The sequence below is a fragment of the Mycobacterium sp. NGS48 genome (genome assembly GCF_059812585.1).
The window spans coordinates 17,775-38,662 of sequence record NZ_JCALCY010000019.1; the positions used below are offsets into that span (position 1 = coordinate 17,775).

Below are 20,888 nucleotides of genomic sequence, written 5' to 3' on the forward strand. Positions count from 1 at the left end.
GCTACGGTGGCGGCGGCGGTGGCTCACCCGGCGGCGGCGCCAGCAGCGGAATGGTGATCGGCGGCAATCCCGGTATCTCGATGACCTGTGAGCCGATCGGCACCGGCGCACCTTCGGGTGGTGGCGGGGGCGCCGGCGGGACGCCGTTGCTGGTCTGGATGGTGACCACCGCGCCCGGGATGGTCTGGCCGTTCGGCGAGGTCCCGACCACCTCCCCGTACTTGGCCGTGCTGTTGACCGACGTGGGTTGATCGGCGACCTGGAAACCGGCTTCCTTCAATCGCTGTCGCGCCCCATCGACGTCCAGACCCACGACGCTGGGAACGCGTGAGCCGGGACCGCCGTCCACATACCGCGGATCGGTCGGTGGCAGCTTCACGTCGCCGAAATTGGTGGCGATCGGTTTCATTGCGGTGAACCAGGTGCGGGCGGGCTCGTTGCCGCCGTACAAGTTGCCGTCGCCGCAGCGCCGGAGCGGAGACGAGCACAGGTCGGACGGCGAGGTCGAGTCGTCGTAGATGTAGTTGGCCGCCGCGTACTGGTTGGTGAAGCCCAAAAAGCCCGACGACCGGTGCGCCTCGGTGGTGCCGGTCTTGCCCGACATCGGCAGCGTCCAGCCCGCGGCGCCCGCCGATCCCGACGCGGTGCCGCCGGCCTGCGAGTCCTTGCTCAATGCATTGGCAAGCGTGTTGGCCAGGCCCTCGGGAACCACCTGCTCGCAGGCTTCGGTGGTGACGGCGACCTCGTTGCCATCGCGGTCGATCAGCTTGTCGATGGGGTTCGCCGGGCACCACTTGCCGCTGGAGGCGAGCGTCGCCGCGACATTCGACAATTCGAGGGCGTTCAGCTCGAAGGGGCCCAGGGTGAACGACCCGATGTTCTGCCGCTTGATGAAATCGGCCAGGCTCTCGTTGCTGTCCGGGTCGTAGTCGCGAGCGGTACCGGGATCGGCGTAGGAACGCAGCCCGAGTTTGACCGCCATATCCACCGTGCGCGGCACTCCCACCAGCTGGATCAGCTTGGCGAACGCGGTGTTCGGCGAGGTAGCCAGCGCATCGGTCACGTTCATCGAACCTCGGTAGTTACCGGCGTTGACCACGCACCAGGTTTCCTTGGGGCAGCCCTTGGCGCCGCCGCTGCCCATGCCCTTGGCCTGAAAGCTGCCCGGCACCTCCAGTTGCATGTTGATGCCCATGCCCATTTCGAGTGCCGCAGCAGTGGTGAAAATCTTGAAGATCGACCCGGCGCCGTCGCCGACGAGGGAAAAGGGCTGCGGTCGCATGGTCTCCCCGGCGTCGGTGTCCAGCCCGTATCTGCGGTTGCTGCCCATCGCCAGCACCCGGTGGGAGTCCTTGCCCGGCTTGACCACGCTCATCACGCTGGCGATCCCGTTGAGGTCCGGACTGGCGGACGCGTCGATCCCCTGCTTGACCGAGGCCTGCACGTCGGGGTCCAGGGTGGTGCGGATCAGATAACCGCCCCGGGCCACCTGTTCCTTGCTGATCCCGGCTCGGGCCAGATACGCCTGCACATAGTCGCAGAAGAACGCTCGATCGCCCGCGGCGATGCAGCCGCGCGGTAGCTCGTTGGGTTGCGGCAAGATTCCCAACGGCTCTGCCTTGGCCGCGCGCAAGGCGTCAGCTTCTTTGGGCAGGTTCTCGATCATGGTGTCCAACACCAAGTTCCGTCGGGCCAGCGCGCCATCGGGATTGGTATACGGATTGAGCGTGCTGGTGGATTGCACCAATCCGGCCAACAGCGCAGCTTGTTGCCAGTTCAGCTCTGAGGCGTTCACCCCGAAATAGGTTTGGGCCGCGTCCTGCACGCCGAACGCGTTGTTCCCGAAGGACACCAGGTTCAGGTAGCGGGTCAAGATCTCCGACTTGGTGAAGGTCTTGTCCAGCGTGAGCGCCATCCTGATTTCGCGCAGCTTGCGCGCCGGCGTCGTCTCGACAGCAGCGCGCTTCTCTGCGTCGGTCTGCGCGACCACCAGCAGTTGATAGTTCTTCACATACTGTTGCTCGATCGTCGAACCGCCGCGAGTGTCGAGGTCGCCCGATGCGTAGCCGGCCAGCCCGGTCAGCGTGCCCTGCCAGTCCACGCCGTTGTGCTCGGCAAACCGCTTGTCCTCGATCGAGACGATTGCCAGCTTCATGGTGTTGGCGATCTTGTCGCTGGGTACTTCGAAGCGGCGTTGCGAATACAGCCAGGCGATGGTGTTGCCTTTGACGTCGACCATCGTGGTCACCGCGGGGACGTCGCCCTCGAGCAGTTGGGCCGACCCGTTGGCAACGACCTCCGAGGCCCGATTGGACGCCAATCCGACCCCGCCGACCAGTGGAAATAGTAGTGCTGCGACGAGGACCCCGGCCAGCAGACAGCACCCCGCGAGCTTGGCGACCGTTATCGCGGTCGTGGGTCGCTCGGGCTCCGGCATGGCTACTAGACTAGCGGCGCCGCGACGCGTGTCATCTGGAGTGGTCTATGCGAAAAGTTGCGCCGGCGTAACAGTTCAGCCCGCTATTAGGCCGCTCTCAGCAGTCCCTCAGGGTCCATCGACCAGCACAAATCGGCTTTTCATGATCGGACGGCACACTTGTGCCAAAAAAGCCGGTATCAGACTGTTGCGCAATTGGTACCTGACCACCTAACTTATACGAACAGTGAGATACAGGTAACACTGACGGACTTGGTGTGGCGTAGGTCGCAGGGCGATCTGTATCAGGAGCGGGGGCCGTCGTCGTGGCGGTCGGCGAGAAGGGGAACGCTGGTGTCAGACACACGGACGACGGTGCGCAGGACGAGCGCGGTACCGACTCAACCGTCGCTCTATCGGGCGGATTCCGAGGCGCGGATCGCGTGGGTTTCCAAGGCTCTGTGCCGGGCGGCCGACCCGGACGAGCTTTTCGTCCGCGGCGCGGCGCAGCGCAAAGCCGCAGTGATCTGTCGGCATTGCCCCGTCATGCTGGAATGCGGCGCAGATGCCTTGGATAACCGGGTCGAGTTCGGCGTCTGGGGCGGGATGACCGAACGCCAGCGGCGGGCGCTCCTCAAGCAGCACCCGGACGTCGTGTCGTGGGCGGACTTCTTCGCTGCGCAACGCAAGCATCGCAGCGCTGGCTAAGTCCGGATATTGGACGTCCAGATTATGGACGGCGAACCAGCGCGTCAACTGGCTGCCGCCGTCATCTGATCGGCGATGGCGCGCAGCGCCTCCAGATCCGAAACGTCAAACGGCAGTGACGGCACGCCGACGATCGCAACGTGGGGGTTGGCACCGGTAAATCGCGACAACAAACGGATTTCCCGCTTGGAGATCGACGCGCGGTCGGCGTGGATGCGCAATACCGCTGTGGCGAGGGCAACGTCGTTACCCTCTGGTGCGCTCTCGAGTGTCTCGGCGCCGTCGATGGCCCGCTCCACCGGCAACGAACACAACATCGGATGCGTCCGGTTCAAGATGAGGCCGGCCAGCGGCATGCGCTCCTCGGACAGCCGATCGACGAAGAACGATGCTTCGCGCAGCGCATCCGGTTCGGCCGCCGAGACCACCACGAACTGGGTGCCGCGCCGCTTCAGCAGCGCATAGGTACGGTCCGCCTTCTCCCGGAAGCCACCGAAGGTGGCGTCCAGCGACTGCACGAAACTCGCGGCATCGGAAAGCATCTGAGAGCCCAGGACGGTCGACAGCGCCTTCATCGCCAGGCCGACGGCACCGGTGACCAATCGCCCGATACCGCGCCCGGGGCCGAGTAGCAACCGCCACAGCCGGCTATCCATGAAGCTGCCTAACCGTTTCGGTGCGTCCAAGAAGTCCAACGCATTGCGCGACGGCGGGGTGTCGACCACGACCAGGTCCCAGCGGTCCTGGCTCAACAACTGGCCGAGCTTTTCCATCGCCATGTACTCCTGGGTACCGGCCAGCGAAGTAGCGACTGTCTGGTAGAACTGATTGTCCAGAATCGCTTGCGCCCGTTCGGGTCCGGAGTACTGGAGCACCATTTCGTCGAAGGTGCGGCGCATGTCGAGCATCATGGCGTAGAGCTGCCCGGGCACCTCGGGCGCCAGCGGTACGCGTTGCGGCGAGTTGCCGAGGTCATTGATCCCCAATGCCTGGGCCAGTCTTTTGGCCGGGTCGATGGTCAGCACCACCACCGTGCGGCCGTACTCGGCGGCGCGCAGCGCCATCGCCGCGGCGGTGGTGGTCTTGCCGACTCCGCCGGCCCCGCAGCACACCACCACCCGATTGGCGGTGTCGGCCAGGATCGTGGCCATATCCAAAGTCGGTGGTGTGGTACTCATCGAACTCCTTGCTCGGCAAGTATCTCGGAGAGCTCGTAAAGACTGCCGAGGTCGACGCCGTCGGCGATCGTCGGGAGCTCCAGTCGCGGCACCTGCAGCTCGTCGAGTTGCTCGGCGGCCGCGGCGCGAGCGGTGATCCGGGTGGCGTGTTGGATGGTCTCAGTCAGCAGGCCGGCGAAGTCGCCGTCGCTGAGTTTGATTCCGGCCGTGGCCAATCCGGATCGCACTGCGTCGGCGTCGATGTCGCCTTCGGCCGCCTTGGCCAAGTCGTCGGGCTGAAGGTAGGCCGCGATGTTTCGGTTGACGATCACACTGCCGATCGGCAGCTGCAACTCCTGTAGTTCGTCTATCGCTTCCATCGTTTCCTGCATCGGTAGTGCCTCCAGCAGCGTCACAAGGTGGATCGCGGTCTGGTCGGAATGCAGCAGCCGGACCACGCCATCGGCCTGCGAGTGCACCGGTCCGCCCCTGGCCAGATCGGACACCGCCTTGGTGACGTCCAGGAAGCGCGCGATACGACCAGTCGGCGGTGCGTCGACGACGATCGCGTCATATACCGGGTTCTTGGTGCCCTTGTTCATGCGGATCACCGACTCCTTAATCTTGCCGGTCAGCAGCACGTCACGCAGGCCCGGTGCGATCGTCGTCGCGAACTCGACGGCGCCGATGCGTCGCATTGCCCGTCCGGCGATCCCGAGGTTGTAGAACATGTCCAGGTATTCCAGGAATGCCGCCTCGATATCTATCGCCAGCGCATTGACCTGACCGCCGTGCTCGGCGGTCGCGATCTTGAGTTCCTTGTAGGGCAGCGGAGGAACGTCGAAGAGTTGCGCAATCCCTTGGCGCCCTTCGACTTCGACAAGCAACACCTTGCGCCCGCCAGAAGCCAGAGTCAGCGCTAGCGCGGCGGCGATTGTCGACTTGCCGGTGCCGCCTTTGCCGGTCACGAAATGCAGCCGGGCCTTCTCCAGGCGCGATGGCCAGCCGATGGAAGTCCCGCCGCTCGGTGTGGTCGCCACCAAAGCATGCTAACCAACAGGCGTTGTCACCCGACCGATAAGCTCGGGCTATGACCCAACCGACCGCCTGGGAGTACGCGACCGTCCCGCTGCTGACGCACGCCACCAAACAAATCCTGGACCAGTGGGGCGCCGACGGCTGGGAGCTGGTGTCGGTGCTGCCCGGGCCGACCGGTGAGCAACACGTCGCATACCTGAAACGCCCGAAGTGAGCGCTTCGGCCCGGCTCGGGCAATTGGGTATCGAGCTGCCCGAAGTGGTGAAGCCGCTGGCCTCCTATGTTCCCGCGGTGCGAACCGGCAACCTGGTCTACACCTCAGGCCAGCTGCCCATGCAGGCCGGCAAGCTGACGCAGACCGGCAAGGTCGGCGCCGAGGTCAGCCCGGAGGAGGGCAAGGCGCTGGCGCGGGTATGCGCACTCAACGCGTTGGCCGCGGTGGATTCACTGGTGGGTATCGACTCGGTGGCTCAGGTCGTCAAGGTGGTCGGCTTCGTCGCCTCCGCGCCGGGGTTCAACGGCCAGCCCGGCGTCGTCAACGGCGCGTCGGATCTGCTTGGCGAAGTGTTCGAGGACCGCGGCGCGCATGCCCGGTCGGCGGTCGGGGTCTCCGAGTTGCCGTTGAATGCGCCGGTGGAAGTCGAGTTGGTGGTGCAGGTCGGGTAGCGACTTGTTGACCCACCCCGCATACGGACAACTGCGGCCGGTCACCGACACCGCGTCGGTGCTGTTGGCCGATAACTCCGGCAAGATGACGCTGGAGGGCACCAACACCTGGGTGCTGCGTGGACCGCGCAGCGACGAGGTCGTGGTCATCGATCCAGGACCCGACGACGACGAGCACATCGGCCGGGTCGCGGGACTCGGCCAGATTGCGCTGGTCCTGATCAGCCACCGGCACGGCGACCACACCGACGGCATCGACAAGCTGGTCGAAGCGACGGGTGCGACGGTGCGCTCAGTCGGCAGCGGGTTCCTGCGCGGCCTTGGTGGTCACCTGACCGACGGCGAGGTCATCGAGGCTGCCGGTGTGACGATCAAGGTATTGGCAACGCCGGGGCACACCGCCGACTCGGTGTCGTTTGTCCTCGAGGACGCGGTGCTCACCGCGGACACCGTGCTGGGCCGCGGCACCGCCGTCATCGACAAGGAAGACGGCAACCTAGCCGACTACCTCGACTCGCTGCGGCGGCTACAAGGCCTGGGCGCCCGCACCGTGCTACCCGGCCACGGGCCGGATCTGCCTGACCTGGCGGCGGTCGCCGAAGAGTATCTCGCCCACCGAGAGCAGCGGCTGGCTCAAATACGCGCGGCGCTGCGCGATCTCGGCGACGACGCGACCCTGCGTCAGGTCGTCGAACACGTCTACGTCGACGTCGACCAGGAACTCTGGGACGTCGCCGAATGGTCCGTACAGGCGCAGCTCGACTATCTACGGCGTTGAGATTGCGTGTAGGGCTGTGAATCCGCCGAGGTCACGACCCTGGATGCAATCTCAACGTCAGCGCGCGCGCCTGGCCAATCGCTCCGAGTCGGAGATCAGCACGCTCTTGCCCTCCAGGCGAATCCAGCCCCGGTGGGCGAAATCGGCCAGCGCCTTGTTGACCGTCTCCCGCGACGCGCCGACCAGCTGGGCGATTTCCTCCTGAGTCAGATCGTGGGTGACCCGCATTGCGCCACCTTCCTGGGTGCCGAAACGCTGAGCGAGCTGCAGCAGCTGCTTGGCGACCCGGCCCGGCACGTCGGTGAAGATGAGGTCAGCGAGGTTGTTGTTGGTGCGGCGCAACCGACGGGCCAGTACCCGCAGCAACTGCTCGGCGATTTCGGGACGATCGGCGATCCAGGCCCGCAGCGCGTCGCGGTCCATCGACACCGCCCGCACCTCGGTGATCGTCGTCGCGCTGGAGGTCCGCGGCCCCGGGTCGAAGATCGAAAGCTCTCCGAACATGTCGGACGGACCCATGATGGTCAGCAGGTTCTCCCTGCCGTCGGGGGACCGGCGGCCGATCTTGACCTTCCCGCCAACGATGATGTACAGCCGGTCGCCCGGCTCCCCTTCCGCGAAAACGGTGTGTCCGCGGGGGAAGTCGACGGGCTGCAATTGCTTGGTCAGCGCTGCGACGGCGCTGGGTTCGACCCCCTGGAAGATTCCGGCCCTCGCCAGGATCTCGTCCACGTTGCCCCTTAGCTGTTCGAATTACTGTGTTACGCGCAAGCGCCCGACTCGCACCTTGGCGCCGTACCAACTTATGCGGTTAGTGACATGAGTCTAGAGGCCAGCCGTTAACTCGACGTGCCAACGCTACACACGATTGGCATGTCGGGGCGGCTCAAATTGCCGATTCGCCCGGGAATGCCGATGGCGGCCGGGGTTTGCGGACGGGTCGAGGGCATAGCGAGCGCCGCTGTGCCCGCGCCCCGGATCGTCGATGCGCTCACCGCGCCGGCGGTGCAGGCCGTCGAGCGCCTCGGGCATGCCTTCGCGGGCCAGGGTGCCCATATCGGCGGCGTCGGCCTGCTCGAGAAACTCCGCGACGTCACGGGCGGTGAGTGTGTCGTCGACCAAGCCCGATTCCAGGCGTTGCAAGCCGAACGTCGCCAACATCAGCAACCCCGGGATGAAGGCCACTAGCAACCACGACACAAGGAGCAAGTAAACACGGCAAAGGTCTCATCGGGATCACAAAATTCAGTGGATATTCACCCAAGTACGCTGTCGGACGTGACAGTGGGCAAGCCCGCACGCGGCGCTGCGCCGGCCGCCGCCGGCCCGGACCGGCGGCAGGCCGCGGAAACCCGCCTGGGTTTGGTTCGACGCGCCCGCCGAATGAACCGCAAACTGGCCCAAGCCTTTCCGCATGTCTACTGCGAGCTGGACTTCACTACGCCGCTGGAACTGACGGTGGCCACCATTCTCTCGGCGCAGAGCACCGACAAGCGGGTCAACCTGACCACGCCGGCGTTGTTCGCCCGGTACAGGACCGCGCTCGATTACGCCCGGGCCGACCGCACCGAACTTGAAGAGCTGATTCGCCCGACAGGCTTCTACCGCAACAAGACTTCGTCGTTGATCGGACTGGGGCAGGCGCTGGTTGAGCGGTTCGACGGCGAGGTGCCGGCCACGATGGCCGAGCTGGTCACCCTGCCCGGGGTGGGACGCAAAACCGCGAACGTCATCCTCGGCAACGCTTTCGATATCCCCGGCATCACCGTCGACACACACTTCAAGCGGCTGGTCGGGCGGTGGCGGTGGACCGCTGAGGAAGACCCGGTGAAGATCGAGCACGCCGTCGGCGAACTGATAGAACGCGACGAGTGGACGCTGCTCAGCCACCGGGTGATCTTCCACGGCCGCCGGGTGTGCCACGCCCGCAAACCGGCCTGCGGTGTGTGCGTGCTGGCCAAGGACTGCCCCTCGTTCGGGACCGGTCCGACCGACCCGCTGATCGCAGCCCCCTTGGTCCAGGGCCCGGAAACCGAGCATCTGCTGGCACTGGCCGGCTTGTAGCCCCGCCACACCATCACGCCGTCATGACCGCCCGGACCCGCTGGACCGTCGCGATTCTGGTCGTGGTCGCGGCGCTGCTGGCCGCGCTGGTCGCCGAACTGCGTGATCACCGCGATACCTCGCCCGCGCCCTCGGCGAGCGGCCCGAGCCGCGAACACCGCGACGCCGACACCCCCGCGGCGCTGGCCGGACCGCGGCAACGCGCCGATCTGCCCCCGTGTCCGGCCGCCGGTGACGACGCGGGTCCGCCGGCGCTGCGCGATGTCACCGTGGAGTGCGCAGCCGACGGCTCGGCCGTTGATGTCGGCCGCGCGCTGGCCGGACGCCGGGTGGTGCTGAATCTGTGGGCGTATTGGTGTGAGCCGTGTAAAGCCGAGCTGCCCGCGATGGCTGAGTATCAGCGACGGGTCGGGTCGGCCGTAACGGTCGTGACCGTGCACCAGGACGAGAACGAGACGGCGGCCCTGCTGCGGCTGGCCCAGTTGGGAGTGCGGTTGCCGACTCTGCAGGACGGTCGCCGGCGGATCGCGGCCGCATTGCGGGTGCCGAACGTGATGCCCGCGACGGTGGTGCTGGCCGTGGACGGTAGCGTTGCCCAGAGCTTGCCGCGGGCTTTCGCCACCGCCGACGAGATCGCGGCTGCGGTCGGAGATCATGCATGATGAGCCAGGCTGGCGCCCTGAGGCGGGGATCCCCCCGCTTGCGGGGGCGAGCCGGGCAATTGGACCACACCAGGGAGGCGCCGGTGAGCGCTGCGGTTCCGCTCACACCCGAGCTCGGGCCGCCGTGGCTGCGCCCCCTTGTCGACAACGTGGGCGAGGTGCCGGAGGCCTTCCGACGCCGACTGCCCGCCGACGTACTTGCGCTGGTCACCGCGGCGAAGGCGACGGCGGCGTTGCGCGGTGACGGGCGCGAAGCCGCGGTGCTGGTGCTGTTCTCCGGCCCGGAATCCGGGCCGGCCGGCAGGTTTCCCGACGAAGCCGACCTGTTGGTCACCGTGCGGGCCTCGACATTGCGTCACCATGCGGGTCAAGCGGCGTTTCCCGGCGGCGCCGCCGATCCCGGAGACGACGGACCGGTGGCCACCGCCCTGCGAGAAGCTCACGAGGAAACCGGAATCGACCTCGGCCGATTGCATCCACTGGCCACGCTGGAACGAACGTTTATCGCGCCGTCGGGTTTTCACGTCGTCCCAGTGCTGGCATATTCTCCCGACCCCGGCCGGGTGGCAGTGGTCGACGAGGCCGAAACCGCAATCGTTGCGCGAGTCCCGGTGCGCGCTTTCGTCAATCCGGCCAACCGGCTGATGGTGTATCGCAGCGCGTTGCACCGGCGCTTCGCCGGCCCTGCATTCTTGTTGAACGAAATGCTGGTGTGGGGCTTCACTGGCCAGGTGATCTCAGCGATGTTGGATGTCGCCGGCTGGGCGCAGCCCTGGGACACCAGCGATGTCCGCGAACTCGACGAGGCGATGGCCCTGGTCGGCGATGAGGGTGGTGCATGATGACCCCGTCACAGTGGATCGACATCGCCGTACTCGCAATCGCCTTCGTCGCGGCCATCTCGGGTTGGCGCTCAGGCGCTTTGGGTTCACTGCTGTCGTTCGTAGGAGTGATGCTCGGCGCAGTCGCCGGAGTACTGCTGGCGCCGCACATCGTCAGCTACATCATGGCTCCGCGCGCCAAACTGTTCGCTGCGCTGTGCCTGATCCTCGGGCTGGTTGTCATCGGTGAGGTCGCAGGTGTAGTGCTGGGCCGGGCGGTGCGGGGGGCGATCCGCAGCCGCATCATCCGCTTTTTCGACTCGATCATCGGCGTGGCGGTGCAGCTGGTTGTGGTGCTCGTCGCAGCCTGGCTGCTGGCGACTCCGCTGACGTCGTCGTCGGGGCTGCCCAGTCTCGCTGCGGCGGTGCGTGGTTCGCGGGTACTGGCCGAAGTCGACCAGGTTGCGCCGCCCTGGCTGCAGACGGTGCCCAAGCGGCTGTCGTCGCTGCTGGACACTTCCGGTCTTCCACAAGTGCTTGGGCCGTTCGGCCGAACCCCGGTTGTCGCGGTCCCGACGCCCGATGCGGGACTGGCCGGCAACCCGGTGGTGGCCGCAACCGAGCCCAGTGTGGTCAAGATCCGCGCGATCGCGCCCAGCTGCCAGAAGGTGTTGGAGGGCAGTGGATTCGTGCTCTCGCCAGATCGTGTCATGACCAATGCCCACGTGGTGGCCGGCGCGAACAACGTCACAGTGGAGGTCAGCGGCAACCCGTACGATGCCACGGTGGTGTCCTACGACCCCACCATCGACATCGCAATTCTGGCGGTCCCGAACCTGCCACCGGGGCCGCTGGCCTTTGCCAGTGCCCCAGCCAAGGGCGGCACCGACGCCGTGGTTATGGGCTACCCCGGCGGGGGCGGTTTCGTGGCGACTCCGGCCCGGATCCGCGAGATCATCGAGCTGTCCGGCCCGGACATCTACCGAGACGCCACCGTCAACCGTGAGGTGTACACGATCAGAGCCACTGTGGAGCAAGGCAATTCGGGCGGTCCATTGATCGACATGAACGGCAAAGTGCTCGGGGTCGTCTTCGGGGCGGCAGTCGACGACAACGACACCGGATTCGTGCTGACAGCCAAAGAGGTGAGCAGTCAGCTCGCCCAGATCGGCGACACCGCCCCGGTCGCCACCGGCTCCTGCGTCAGCTGAGTCCGCTGCCGTACACCTGCTCCAGAAACCTCATCAGGTGACCGTTGACTTCCTGCGGCGCCTCTTCATGGCTGAAATGCCCTGCCCCGGCGATAGTTACGTAACCACCGTGGGGGGCATAGCGCCGGGTCCGCTCGACCGGATCGGCCAGCACGTAGGGATCGGTACCGCCGCGAATGTGCAACAGCGGAACGTTGGTGCCTCTGCTCATCGACCTCATGAATCGCCGGCCCTCGTCGCGTAGCTGGCTGCGTACCGCCCAGCGCTGATACTCCAGCGCGGAGTGCGCCGCCGACGGGATCTGGATCGCCTGCCGCAGGTGGCCAATCGTTTCGGAAAAGTCTTCGGATGCAGACCATTTGGCGCTGGCACGGCTACGCACCAAATGTTCGATCTCGGCGGCGTCGTGCCGGGTCAGCGATCGCTCCGGCCACATCGGCACCTGGTAACGCAGCAGCGACGGCAGCAGCGCCCGAGCCTGTTCTCTGCAGGTCAGCGCCGAGGCGCGTAACGCCGCGGGGTGGGGGGAGCTGATCACCGCGATCGCCCGGACCAGCCGGGAGTGCAGCACCGAGGTGGCCCAGCAGACCAGTCCGCCGTCGGCGTGGCCGACCAGGGTGGCCGACGCATGCCCGAGCGCGCGGATCAACCCGGCCGTGTCACCGGCAAGCGTCCAACCGTCGTAGCCCCGGGGCGGCTTGTCGCTGCCGCCATAGCCCCGCAGATCCACGGCGACGGCGCGCACGCCGGTCAAGGCGCGCAATTGATGGCGCCAGGACAGCCAGAACGAACCGAAGCCGTGCAACATGATCACCAGCGGCCGCGCCGTCTGCGGTGTGGTCGCATCGCGCTCGGCCGGGATTGCCTCGACGACGTGGAAGCGGATCCCGTTGGCGTGCACGTCCAGATGGCGCCATGGCCCGTCGATACGGGTTACCGACGGATCCGGTGCTGCCATTTACCAGCCCGAGGGGTCGGCAGGGGTGCCGCCCGGCGCGAGCTGCGCCGTCGCGCCGTCAGCCTTGTCGTGACCCGGGGTGAAGGCGGCGCGGGTCTCCTTGACCGATTCGATGGTCTGCTGCGGTCCGCGGATGCGACGGACCTTCAGATAACCGAACAGCGCCAGCAGCGCGGTGAACACAACCATGATGCCGAACACGATCAGGAACGCGACCCAGCGCCATAGCCAGGTGTCGAGCAGTTCGGCGAGGAAGAAGAAGAAAAAGAAGGTCGAGTAGAACAGCACCACCAGCGCCGAGATGAAGAAGACGCTGCCGGTCAGGCCTTTCTTGACGTCGCGGGTGATCTCGGCGCGGGCCAGTTCGACTTCGGCGCGCACCAGCGTCGACATCTGGGTTGTCGCGTCTTTGACCAGCTCACCGATTGACGGTTCGACGGGCAGCGCGTGCGGGTCGGTCAACGGAATCGTGGTGAGGGTGTTGGGCACCCCGTCCTTGCCGCCGTTACCACCGGCCTTCTTGCGGTCTGGCTTGCTCACGGACGGTCCCTCCCGGTTCGCTGTTGTCGCGGTTCATGTTGCCATGCGGTCCGGTGCCAGACGAGCGCAACCGAGATGGTCAGGACAGGACAGGCGCTGGACGGCCCCGACCACGTAGACTGACGCAGCCCTTCCGGATTCGCGACAGGAGTAGCCCTTTGCAGACAACGCATTGTCGGCTACTTCGTCTGGGGACGGTAATTGCGGTTGCAGCGTTGCTGTGCCTCGCCGGTCTAGGCGCCACCAGCGCGGTGGCCGACGACAGGGTGCCGATCGGCGGCGGCGCCGGCATCGTCATCGACGGCGACGCGCTGTGCACGCTGACCAGCATCGGCAACGACAACACCGGCGCACTGATCGGTTTCACCTCCGCGCACTGTGGTGGTCCGGGTGCCCAAGTGGCCGCCGAGGCGGCGCAGAATCGCGGCACGTTGGGCACCATGGTGGCCGGCAACGACATCCTCGATTACGCCGTCATCCGGTTCGATCCGGCCAAGGTGATCCCCGTCGCCGACTTCGGCGGGTTCGCGATCAACGGCATCGGCCCCGATCCAGCCGCCGGTCAGATCGCCTGCAAGCAGGGCCGCACCACCGGTAACTCCTGCGGCGTCGTCTTCGGGCCGGGCCAAGACCCAGGCACCCTGGTCATGCAGGTGTGCGGACAGCCGGGCGACTCGGGCGCACCGGTCGTCGTCGACAACCTGCTGGTCGGGATGATTCACGGCGCATTCAGCGAAGCCCTGCCGACCTGCGTCATCAAATACATTCCGCTGCACACCCCCGCGACGGTGGTGTCGATCAACGCCGTGCTGGCCGACCTCGCCGCCAAGAGCCGCCCGGGCGCCGGATTCGTCCCCGTCTCAGCCAGCCCGGCCGCTTAACGGCTACTTAGCCGCCCGGATCGCGTCGAACACGTCCGGGTCGAGCAGCGTCGAGGTGTCGCCGAGTTCCCGGTTCTCGGCGATGTCGCGCAGCAACCGGCGCATGATCTTGCCGCTGCGGGTTTTCGGCAACTCGGGCACCACGTGAAGTTCGCGCGGCCGGGCGATCGGCGAGATCGTCCGGGCCACCTCGCCGCGCAGCTCCTCGACGATCTTTTCGTCGACGGTTTCGGGTTGATCGGCCTGTAGTACGACGAAAGCGCAAATCGCTTGCCCGGTGGTGTCGTCGGAGGCCCCGACCACCGCGGCCTCGGCGACTCCGGAGTGGCCGACCAACGCGGACTCCACCTCGGCGGTGGAGATCCGGTGCCCGGACACATTCATCACGTCGTCGATGCGACCCACTACCCAGATGGCACCCTCTGGGTCGTAGCGGGCGCTGTCACCCGCGAAGTACCAGCCCTGTTTGGCGAACTTGGACCAATAGGTTTCACGGTAGCGGTCCGGGTCGCCCCAGATGCCGCGCAGCATGCCCGGCCACGGCTGGTCCATCACCAAATAGCCGGTGACATGCTCGCCTTCATCTGTGGACGGCGGCGTGAGCGTATTGCCGTCGTCGTCGACGATCTTGGCCGAGATGCCCGGCAGTGGTGTCATCGCCGAACCCGGTTTGGCCGCGGCCACACCGGGTAACGGCGAGATCATCGAGGCGCCGGTCTCGGTCTGCCACCAGGTGTCCACCACCGGGGTGCGATCGGCGCCGATGACGGTGCGGTACCACCGCCAGGCTTCCGGGTTGATCGGCTCGCCGACCGTTCCCAACAGCCGCAGGGTGGACAGGTCGTGCGCGTCGGGGATCTCGCGGCCCCACTTCATGAAGGTGCGGATCAACGTGGGGGCGGCGTAATAGATGGTGACGCCGAGCTTTTCGATGACCTCGAAGTGGCGGTGCTGGCTGGGTGTGTCGGGGGTGCCTTCGTAGATGACTTGGCTGACACCGTTGGACAACGGACCGTAGACGCTGTAGGTGTGCCCGGTGACCCAGCCGATGTCGGCGGTGCACCAGAACACGTCGGTGTCGGCTTTGATGTCGAAGATGCTGTGGTGGGTGTACGACGTCTGCGTGAGGAACCCTCCGCTGGTGTGCATGATGCCCTTGGGCTTACCGGTGGTGCCCGAGGTGTACAGCAAAAACAGCGGATGTTCGGCGTCGAAAGCTTCCGGAGTATGTTCGGCTGCCGCCGAGTCGACGACGTCATGCCACCAGAGATCCCGACCCTCGGTCCACGGCACGTCGATTCCGGTGCGCCGGACCACCAGCACATGCTCGACGGGGCTGTCGGCGTCGATCGCTTCGTCGGCCGCCTCCTTCAGCGGTGCCGGCTTGCCGCGCCGGAACTGGCCGTCGGCGGTGATCAGCAGTTTGGCCTCGGCGTCGGCGATCCGGGCCCCCAGCGCCTTGGCAGTGAAACCGGCGAACACGACGCTGTGCATGACGCCCAGCCGTGCGCAGGCCAGCATCGCGATGACCGCCTCGGGGATCATCGGCAGGTAGATCGCGACGCGGTCGCCGGCGACCAGGCCCAACTTGCTCAGTGCGTTCGCGGCCTTGCAGACCTGCGCGTGTAGCTCTGCGTAAGTGAGTTCGCGGCTCTCGTCGACCGGCTCGCCTTCCCAGTAGATGGCGGTCCGGTCGCCGTGACCGGCGTCGACGTGGCGGTCCAGGCAGTTGTAGGCGACGTTGAGCCGGCCGCCGACGAACCACTTGGCGAACGGCGCTTCTGACCAGTCCAGCACCTGCTCGAACGGCGTGGCCCAGGACAGCCGGTTGGCCTGCTTGGCCCAGAACGCCAGCCGGTCCTGCTCAGCCTCGCGGTAGATGTCGTCCCCGACGTTCGCGTGTGCCGCGAACTCGTCCGGCGGCGGGTATGACGACGGCGCCTCGGCATGCGTTTCGGTCACTCCTGAGAGCCTAATCGCGCTGGCGTCGCACCCGCAGGCTCTAGGGTCGGCGTCATGGTTCGTGCGGCGACGGCGGTCTTCATTGCCATCGCCGCACTGGCGGCGCTCACCGGCTGCGGCGGGCCCGCGGTGCGCACCGACGTGGTGATGGTCAACGCCGGCGAGCCGCAGAACCCGCTGATCCCCACCAACACCAACGACAGCAACGGCGGGCGCATCATCGACCGGTTGTTTGCCGGCCTGATGTCTTACGACGCCCAGGGCACACCGTCATTGGAGGTGGCTCAGTCGGTCGACACCACCGACAATGTCAACTACCGCATCACGCTCAAACCGGGGTGGAGCTTCACCGACGGGTCCGCGGTGACAGCGCACTCCTTCGTCGACGCCTGGAACTACGGCGCGCTGACCACCAACGCACAGCTGCAGCAGAGTTTCTTCAGCCCGATCGCAGGTTTCGACGAAGTCGCCGCCGCCACGCCGACCACGACCACGATGTCCGGCCTGCACGTGGTCAACGACCACGAATTCACCGTCCGGCTCAAGAGTCCGACCATCGACTTCACACTGCGGCTCGGGTTTTCACCGTTTTACCCGCTACCGCACGCGGCGTTCGAGGACATGGCGGCCTTTGGGCAGCATCCCGTCGGCAACGGCCCGTACCGGCTTGTCGACGGATACGCCTGGCAGCACAACGTGAAACTCGACCTGGTGCCCAACCCCGGCTACCACGGCAACCGCGTACCGCAGAACAAGGGGCTGCGTTTCGTTTTCTACGCGAATCTGGACACCGCCTACGCCGATCTATTGTCGGCCAATCTCGATGTGCTGGACACCATTCCGCCGAGTGTGCTGCCGGTCTATCGCAAAGACCTCGGCGATCGCGCGGTCAGCGCGCCGGCGGCAAGCAACCGGGCTCTCGACACGCCGCTACGGTTGGCTCATTTCGGCGGAGAGGAGGGCCGGCTGCGCCGGCTCGCACTGTCTGCGGCGATCAACCGCCCGCAGATCTGCCGGCAGTTCTTCGCCGGAACATGCTCGCCCGCGCGCGAATTCACGGCCAGTTCGCTGCCTGGATTCGATCCGAACATCGACGGCAGCAACGCATTGGACTTCGATCCGGACCGGGCGCGACGGCTGTGGTCACAGGCCGACGCCATCTCGACATGGACCGGTCAGTACGCGATCGCCTACAACGCCGACGGCGGTCACCAGGAGTGGGTGGACGCGGTGGCCAACGGCATCAAGAACGTGCTGGGGATCGACGCCGCCGGCGCGCCGCAGCCAACCTTCGCGGGGTTTCGCACCCAGGTCACCCGTCGCACTATCACCACCGCCTTCCGCGCCGGCTGGCAAGGGGATTACCCGTCGATGCTGCAGTTCCTCGAGCCACTGTTCGTCACCGCAGCCGGATCCAACGACGTGGGTTATTCCAACCCCGTATTCGACACAGCGCTGGCCGACGCCGAAGCCGCGCCGACCGTGCCGCAATCCCATGCACTGACCAACGCGGCGCAGCGAATCCTGTTGCGCGACATGCCCACCGTACCGTTGTGGTATACCATCGCCGTCGCGGGCAGGTCACCGGCGGTCAGTGACGTCGCGCTCACCTGGAACGGTCTGCCCGACTACGAACGCATCGTCAAGGCCTGACATGGGTTGGTACATCGCCCGACGCATCGCCGTCATGATCCCGGTTTTCCTCGGCGCGACGCTGATGATCTACGGGATGGTTTTCCTGCTGCCCGGTGATCCACTGGCGGCGTTAGGCGGGGACCGGCCGTTGAGCCCCGCGGTGGCCGCGCAGCTGCGTGCCCAATACCATCTCGACGACCCGTTCGTGCTGCAGTACCTGCATTACCTGGGCGGCATCCTGCGCGGCGACTTGGGCCGCGCTTACTCCGGGCTGCCGGTCAGCACGGTTCTGGCACAAGCGTTTCCGGTAACCATTCGGCTCGCGCTGATCGCACTGGCTGTCGAGGCGGTGCTGGGTATCGGGTTCGGGGTGATCGCCGGGCTGCGCCGAGGCGGGGTTTTCGACGCCGGCGTGCTGATTGCCAGCTTGGTGATCGTCGCGGTCCCGATTTTCGTGCTGGGTTTTTTGGCGCAGTTCGTGTTCGGCGTTCGGTTGGGCATCGCGTCTGTGACCGTGGGTGATCAGGCGGCGTTGGGCCGGCTGCTGCTGCCCGGAATCGTGTTGGGTTCGGTGTCGTTCGCCTACGTGGTGCGGTTGACCCGTTCGGCGGTGGCCGCCAACGCGCACGCCGATTATGTGCGCACCGCCACCGCCAAGGGGTTGTCCCGGCCGCGGGTGGTGACGGTGCACATCCTGCGCAATTCACTGATCCCGGTGGTGACATTCCTCGGCGCCGATCTTGGCGCGCTGATGGGCGGCGCGATCGTCACCGAGGGCATCTTCAACATCCACGGTGTCGGCGGTGTGCTCTATCAGGCGGTCACCCGCCAGGAAGCGCCGACCGTGGTGTCGATCGTGACGGTGCTGGTGGTCATCTATCTGATCACCAATCTGTTGGTGGATCTGCTCTACGCCGCGTTGGACCCCCGGATCCGCTATGGCTGATCGTGAAGACGTTGGGACAAGCGGCTTCTGGCGCGACACCTGGCGAGAACTGCGCGGCCGGCCCAAGTTTCTCGTCGCCGCTGCGCTGATCCTGCTCGTCGGTGTCATGGCGGCGTTTCCGGCGTTGTTCACCGCCGCCGATCCCGGCTATGCCGATCCGAACCAGAGCCTGCTGACGCCGTCCGCGGCGCATTGGTTCGGCACCGATCTGCAGGGCCACGACATCTACGCCCGCACCGTCTATGGCGCGCGCGCATCGATCACCGTTGGGTTGGGCGCCACCGCGGCGGTGTTCGTCATCGGCGGGGCGCTGGGGGCGCTGGCCGGCTTTTACGGTCGTTGGCTCGACGCGGTGGTCTCTCGGGTGGCCGACGTCTTCTTCGGAATCCCGTTGCTGCTGGCCGCCATCGTGCTGATGCAGGTGATGCATCACCGCACGGTGTGGAGCGTGATCGCGATCCTCGCTCTGTTCGGCTGGCCGCAGGTGGCCCGGATCGCCCGCGGTGCGGTGATCGCCGTGCGCAACAGCGACTACATCGTGGCCGCAGAAGCATTGGGGCTGGGCAGGTTTGCAACCCTGGTGCGCCACGCGCTGCCCAACGCCATCGGCCCGGTTATCGCGGTCGCCACCATCGCGTTGGGAATGTTCATTGTCACCGAGGCCACGCTGTCCTACCTGGGAGTCGGGCTGCCGCCCTCGGTGGTGTCCTGGGGCGGCGACATCAATATCGACCAGACCCGGCTGCGGGCCGGCTCGCCGATCCTGTTCTATCCCGCGGGCGCGCTCGCGATCACGGTGTTGGCGTTCATGATGATGGGCGATGTCCTGCGGGATGCCCTCGACCCGGGCTCACGGTCATGGCGACCGTAACCGCACCGCCGCTGCTGAGCGTGCAGGGCCTGGAAGTCAGGTTTGACGACGACCCTCCGGCGGTCCGAGAGGTGGATCTGGCCGTGCACCGCGGCCAGACTGTCGCCATCGTCGGCGAGTCCGGATCGGGGAAATCCACCACCGCCGCAGCCATTCTGGGGCTACTGCCCGGAGGAGGACGGATCACCGCAGGCCGCATCGTCTTCGACGGGCTCGACATCACCGCCGCCGACCGTCGCCGCGTCCGTGCGATCCGCGGCAGCGGCATCGGATATGTGCCGCAGGACCCGATGACCAACCTGAACCCGGTATGGAAGGTGGGCTTTCAGATCCGGGAGGCGCTGCGCGCCAACGACGTCGACGACACCGATGCCGTACAGCTGCTCGAAGCGGTGGGTATGCCGGATCCGGTGACGCAGGCCAGGAGTTATCCGCATCAGCTGTCTGGCGGCATGTGCCAGCGCGCGCTGATCGCGATCGGGCTGGCCGGCCGCCCACAACTGCTGATCGCCGACGAGCCGACCTCGGCGCTGGACGTCACCGTGCAGCGCCGGCTGCTCGACCATCTGCAACGTCTCACCGGTGAACTGGGCACCGCGGTGCTGCTGATCACCCACGATTTAGCGCTGGCCGCCGAACGCGCCGATCACCTGATCGTCATGCACCGCGGCCTCGTCGTCGAAGCCGGCGCGGCGCAGACGGTCCTGCAAACTCCGCAGCACGACTACACCCGACGACTGGTGGCCGCGGCCCCGTCGATGCACCGGCCAGCCGAGCACACCCCCGTAGGAAGCGACGATGTGGTCGTGGTCCAGGGGCTGACCAAAGTCTTCCGGCAGTCGCACGGCGCCCCGTGGCGCAGGACGGAATTCCGCGCCGTCGACGATGTGTCGTTTCGGCTGCGACGGGGGTCCACGCTGGCAATCGCCGGCGAATCGGGATCGGGGAAATCCACGCTGGCCCGGATGATGCTCGGGCTGCTGCAACCCACGTCGGGCATGGTGACTTTCGACGGTCAAGACATCACCGCACTGGACCGTCGTGCGACCTTGGCGTTCCGCCGGCGGGTCCAGCCGGTGTTCCAGAACCCCTACAGCAGTCTGGATCCGATGTACTCGGTGTTCCGCGCCATCGAGGAACCGCTGCGGATTCACCGGATCGGCGATCGTCGCGGCCGCCGCACTGCGGTGCATGAGCTCGCCGACCAGGTGGCGTTGCCGTCCTCGCTGTTGAACCGGCGACCACGCGAGTTGTCCGGCGGCCAGCGCCAGCGGGTCGCGATCGCCCGGGCGCTGGCGCTGCACCCTGAGGTGCTGGTCTGCGACGAGGCGGTATCCGCGCTCGACGTCGTCGTGCAGTCGCAGATCCTGGATCTGCTCACCGAGCTGCAGGCCGAGCTCGATCTGAGCTACGTGTTCATCAGCCACGATTTGGCGGTGATCCGGCAGGTCGCCGACGAGGTCGTGGTGATGCGCGCCGGGCGGGTGGTCGAGCACGCGCCCACCGAAGAATTGTTCACCCGTCCGCGGCATGACTACACCCGCGAGCTGCTGGCGGCGATCCCCGGCGCTTAA

21 protein-coding genes are annotated in these 20,888 nt (G+C 66.5%); 13 read left to right on the top strand and 8 right to left on the bottom strand.

What is annotated here, in order from left to right; translation table 11 throughout:
• Nucleotide 1: 1 nt before the first annotated feature.
• A complete protein-coding gene (ponA2, locus tag AC5Y42_RS21220; protein WP_499900541.1) occupies nucleotides 2-2,437 on the bottom strand; it encodes a transglycosylase/D,D-transpeptidase PonA2 in 2,436 nt (811 codons plus the stop codon).
• Nucleotides 2,438-2,770: 333 nt separating this feature from the next.
• On the opposite strand from ponA2, the gene AC5Y42_RS21225 reads away from it, so the two are divergent.
• Nucleotides 2,771-3,124: a WhiB family transcriptional regulator gene (locus tag AC5Y42_RS21225; RefSeq protein WP_499900542.1), complete on the top strand. Its 354-nt coding sequence runs from the start codon at nucleotides 2,771-2,773 to the stop codon at nucleotides 3,122-3,124.
• 44 nt (nucleotides 3,125-3,168) lie between these two features.
• On the opposite strand, the gene bagB is transcribed toward AC5Y42_RS21225, so the two are convergent.
• Both bagB and bagA read right to left on the bottom strand, forming a co-directional pair.
• Nucleotides 3,169-4,302 (bottom strand): ATPase BagB, encoded by a 1,134-nt coding sequence (gene bagB / locus AC5Y42_RS21230; RefSeq protein ID WP_499900543.1) that lies wholly within the window; start codon nucleotides 4,300-4,302, stop codon nucleotides 3,169-3,171.
• Nucleotides 4,299-5,324: an ATPase BagA gene (bagA, locus tag AC5Y42_RS21235; protein WP_499900544.1), complete on the bottom strand. Its 1,026-nt coding sequence runs from the start codon at nucleotides 5,322-5,324 to the stop codon at nucleotides 4,299-4,301. Before bagA ends, bagB begins: the two co-directional genes overlap by 4 nt.
• A 47-nt stretch (nucleotides 5,325-5,371) precedes the next feature.
• Here bagA and sp36 point away from each other — a divergent pair, with 47 nt between their 5' ends.
• The 3 genes from sp36 to AC5Y42_RS21250 are packed head-to-tail and all read left to right on the top strand — an operon-like array spanning nucleotide 5,372 to nucleotide 6,763.
• Nucleotides 5,372-5,533 carry a Sp36 family protein gene (gene sp36, locus AC5Y42_RS21240; RefSeq protein WP_099539648.1) on the top strand — a complete coding sequence of 54 codons (162 nt, stop codon included), beginning with the start codon at nucleotides 5,372-5,374 and terminating at the stop codon, nucleotides 5,531-5,533.
• Nucleotides 5,530-5,985, top strand: coding sequence for a RidA family protein (locus AC5Y42_RS21245; protein ID WP_499900545.1), 456 nt, complete (start codon nucleotides 5,530-5,532; stop codon nucleotides 5,983-5,985). The genes sp36 and AC5Y42_RS21245 overlap by 4 nt, the downstream gene beginning before the upstream one ends.
• On the top strand, nucleotides 5,945-6,763 hold the full coding sequence (locus tag AC5Y42_RS21250) for an MBL fold metallo-hydrolase (protein ID WP_499900546.1): 819 nt from the start codon (nucleotides 5,945-5,947) through the stop codon (nucleotides 6,761-6,763). Before AC5Y42_RS21245 ends, AC5Y42_RS21250 begins: the two co-directional genes overlap by 41 nt.
• 57 nt (nucleotides 6,764-6,820) lie before the next feature.
• Here the strand turns inward: AC5Y42_RS21250 and crp are convergent, their stop codons facing one another.
• Both crp and AC5Y42_RS21260 read right to left on the bottom strand, forming a co-directional pair.
• A complete protein-coding gene (crp, locus tag AC5Y42_RS21255) occupies nucleotides 6,821-7,495 on the bottom strand; it encodes a cAMP-activated global transcriptional regulator CRP (RefSeq protein ID WP_499900547.1) in 675 nt (224 codons plus the stop codon).
• Between the two features lie 126 nt (nucleotides 7,496-7,621).
• On the bottom strand, nucleotides 7,622-7,963 hold the full coding sequence (locus AC5Y42_RS21260; RefSeq protein WP_499900548.1) for a hypothetical protein: 342 nt from the start codon (nucleotides 7,961-7,963) through the stop codon (nucleotides 7,622-7,624).
• A 183-nt stretch (nucleotides 7,964-8,146) separates the two neighbouring features.
• Between AC5Y42_RS21260 and nth the strand changes: the two genes are divergently transcribed.
• Genes nth through marP form a run of 4 tightly spaced genes read left to right on the top strand, consistent with a single transcriptional unit; the run spans nucleotide 8,147 to nucleotide 11,521 of the window.
• Nucleotides 8,147-8,827, top strand: coding sequence for an endonuclease III (gene nth, locus AC5Y42_RS21265; RefSeq protein ID WP_499900580.1), 681 nt, complete (start codon nucleotides 8,147-8,149; stop codon nucleotides 8,825-8,827).
• 23 nt (nucleotides 8,828-8,850) lie between these two features.
• Nucleotides 8,851-9,489 (top strand): TlpA family protein disulfide reductase, encoded by a 639-nt coding sequence (locus AC5Y42_RS21270; RefSeq protein ID WP_499900549.1) that lies wholly within the window; start codon nucleotides 8,851-8,853, stop codon nucleotides 9,487-9,489.
• Complete coding sequence (locus tag AC5Y42_RS21275; protein ID WP_499900581.1) at nucleotides 9,489-10,331, top strand: NUDIX hydrolase; 843 nt, start codon at nucleotides 9,489-9,491, stop codon at nucleotides 10,329-10,331. Before AC5Y42_RS21270 ends, AC5Y42_RS21275 begins: the two co-directional genes overlap by 1 nt.
• Nucleotides 10,331-11,521: an acid resistance serine protease MarP gene (gene marP / locus AC5Y42_RS21280; protein WP_499900582.1), complete on the top strand. Its 1,191-nt coding sequence runs from the start codon at nucleotides 10,331-10,333 to the stop codon at nucleotides 11,519-11,521. The genes AC5Y42_RS21275 and marP overlap by 1 nt, the downstream gene beginning before the upstream one ends.
• Here marP and AC5Y42_RS21285 read toward each other — a convergent pair.
• Both AC5Y42_RS21285 and AC5Y42_RS21290 read right to left on the bottom strand, forming a co-directional pair.
• Nucleotides 11,514-12,479, bottom strand: a complete 966-nt coding sequence (locus tag AC5Y42_RS21285; RefSeq protein ID WP_499900550.1) for an alpha/beta fold hydrolase — start codon at nucleotides 12,477-12,479, stop codon at nucleotides 11,514-11,516. The two genes, marP and AC5Y42_RS21285, sit on opposite strands and share 8 nt — an antisense overlap.
• Complete coding sequence (locus AC5Y42_RS21290; protein ID WP_499900551.1) at nucleotides 12,480-13,019, bottom strand: phage holin family protein; 540 nt, start codon at nucleotides 13,017-13,019, stop codon at nucleotides 12,480-12,482.
• A gap of 158 nt (nucleotides 13,020-13,177) precedes the next feature.
• On the opposite strand from AC5Y42_RS21290, the gene AC5Y42_RS21295 reads away from it, so the two are divergent.
• Complete coding sequence (locus tag AC5Y42_RS21295) at nucleotides 13,178-13,900, top strand: chymotrypsin family serine protease (RefSeq protein ID WP_499900552.1); 723 nt, start codon at nucleotides 13,178-13,180, stop codon at nucleotides 13,898-13,900.
• Nucleotides 13,901-13,903: 3 nt separating this feature from the next.
• Here the strand turns inward: AC5Y42_RS21295 and acs are convergent, their stop codons facing one another.
• Nucleotides 13,904-15,862: an acetate--CoA ligase gene (gene acs, locus AC5Y42_RS21300; RefSeq protein WP_499900553.1), complete on the bottom strand. Its 1,959-nt coding sequence runs from the start codon at nucleotides 15,860-15,862 to the stop codon at nucleotides 13,904-13,906.
• 54 nt (nucleotides 15,863-15,916) lie between these two features.
• On the opposite strand from acs, the gene AC5Y42_RS21305 reads away from it, so the two are divergent.
• Genes AC5Y42_RS21305 through AC5Y42_RS21320 form a run of 4 tightly spaced genes read left to right on the top strand, consistent with a single transcriptional unit; the run spans nucleotide 15,917 to nucleotide 20,888 of the window.
• Nucleotides 15,917-17,515: a peptide ABC transporter substrate-binding protein gene (locus AC5Y42_RS21305; RefSeq protein ID WP_499900554.1), complete on the top strand. Its 1,599-nt coding sequence runs from the start codon at nucleotides 15,917-15,919 to the stop codon at nucleotides 17,513-17,515.
• 1 nt (nucleotide 17,516) lies between these two features.
• A complete protein-coding gene (locus AC5Y42_RS21310; RefSeq protein ID WP_499900555.1) occupies nucleotides 17,517-18,443 on the top strand; it encodes an ABC transporter permease in 927 nt (308 codons plus the stop codon).
• A complete protein-coding gene (locus AC5Y42_RS21315) occupies nucleotides 18,436-19,314 on the top strand; it encodes an ABC transporter permease (protein ID WP_499900556.1) in 879 nt (292 codons plus the stop codon). The genes AC5Y42_RS21310 and AC5Y42_RS21315 overlap by 8 nt, the downstream gene beginning before the upstream one ends.
• Nucleotides 19,302-20,888 (top strand): dipeptide ABC transporter ATP-binding protein, encoded by a 1,587-nt coding sequence (locus AC5Y42_RS21320; protein ID WP_499900557.1) that lies wholly within the window; start codon nucleotides 19,302-19,304, stop codon nucleotides 20,886-20,888. Before AC5Y42_RS21315 ends, AC5Y42_RS21320 begins: the two co-directional genes overlap by 13 nt.

Excerpts from the sequence above, each read along its gene's own strand:
- AC5Y42_RS21270 (WP_499900549.1), top strand. The coding sequence starts at position 8,851 with ATGACCGCCCGGACCCGCTGGACCGTCGCGATTCTGGTCGTGGTCGCG.
- bagB (WP_499900543.1), bottom strand. The coding sequence starts at position 4,302 with ATGAGTACCACACCACCGACTTTGGATATGGCCACGATCCTGGCCGAC.
- marP (WP_499900582.1), top strand. The coding sequence starts at position 10,331 with ATGACCCCGTCACAGTGGATCGACATCGCCGTACTCGCAATCGCCTTC.
- sp36 (WP_099539648.1), top strand. The coding sequence starts at position 5,372 with ATGACCCAACCGACCGCCTGGGAGTACGCGACCGTCCCGCTGCTGACG.
- AC5Y42_RS21315 (WP_499900556.1), top strand. The coding sequence starts at position 18,436 with ATGGCTGATCGTGAAGACGTTGGGACAAGCGGCTTCTGGCGCGACACC.
- AC5Y42_RS21310 (WP_499900555.1), top strand. The coding sequence starts at position 17,517 with ATGGGTTGGTACATCGCCCGACGCATCGCCGTCATGATCCCGGTTTTC.
- ponA2 (WP_499900541.1), bottom strand. The coding sequence starts at position 2,437 with ATGCCGGAGCCCGAGCGACCCACGACCGCGATAACGGTCGCCAAGCTC.
- AC5Y42_RS21320 (WP_499900557.1), top strand. The coding sequence starts at position 19,302 with ATGGCGACCGTAACCGCACCGCCGCTGCTGAGCGTGCAGGGCCTGGAA.
- nth (WP_499900580.1), top strand. The coding sequence starts at position 8,147 with ATGAACCGCAAACTGGCCCAAGCCTTTCCGCATGTCTACTGCGAGCTG.
- AC5Y42_RS21285 (WP_499900550.1), bottom strand. The coding sequence starts at position 12,479 with ATGGCAGCACCGGATCCGTCGGTAACCCGTATCGACGGGCCATGGCGC.
- AC5Y42_RS21275 (WP_499900581.1), top strand. The coding sequence starts at position 9,489 with ATGAGCCAGGCTGGCGCCCTGAGGCGGGGATCCCCCCGCTTGCGGGGG.
- AC5Y42_RS21305 (WP_499900554.1), top strand. The coding sequence starts at position 15,917 with ATGGTTCGTGCGGCGACGGCGGTCTTCATTGCCATCGCCGCACTGGCG.
- AC5Y42_RS21250 (WP_499900546.1), top strand. The coding sequence starts at position 5,945 with ATGCGCCGGTGGAAGTCGAGTTGGTGGTGCAGGTCGGGTAGCGACTTG.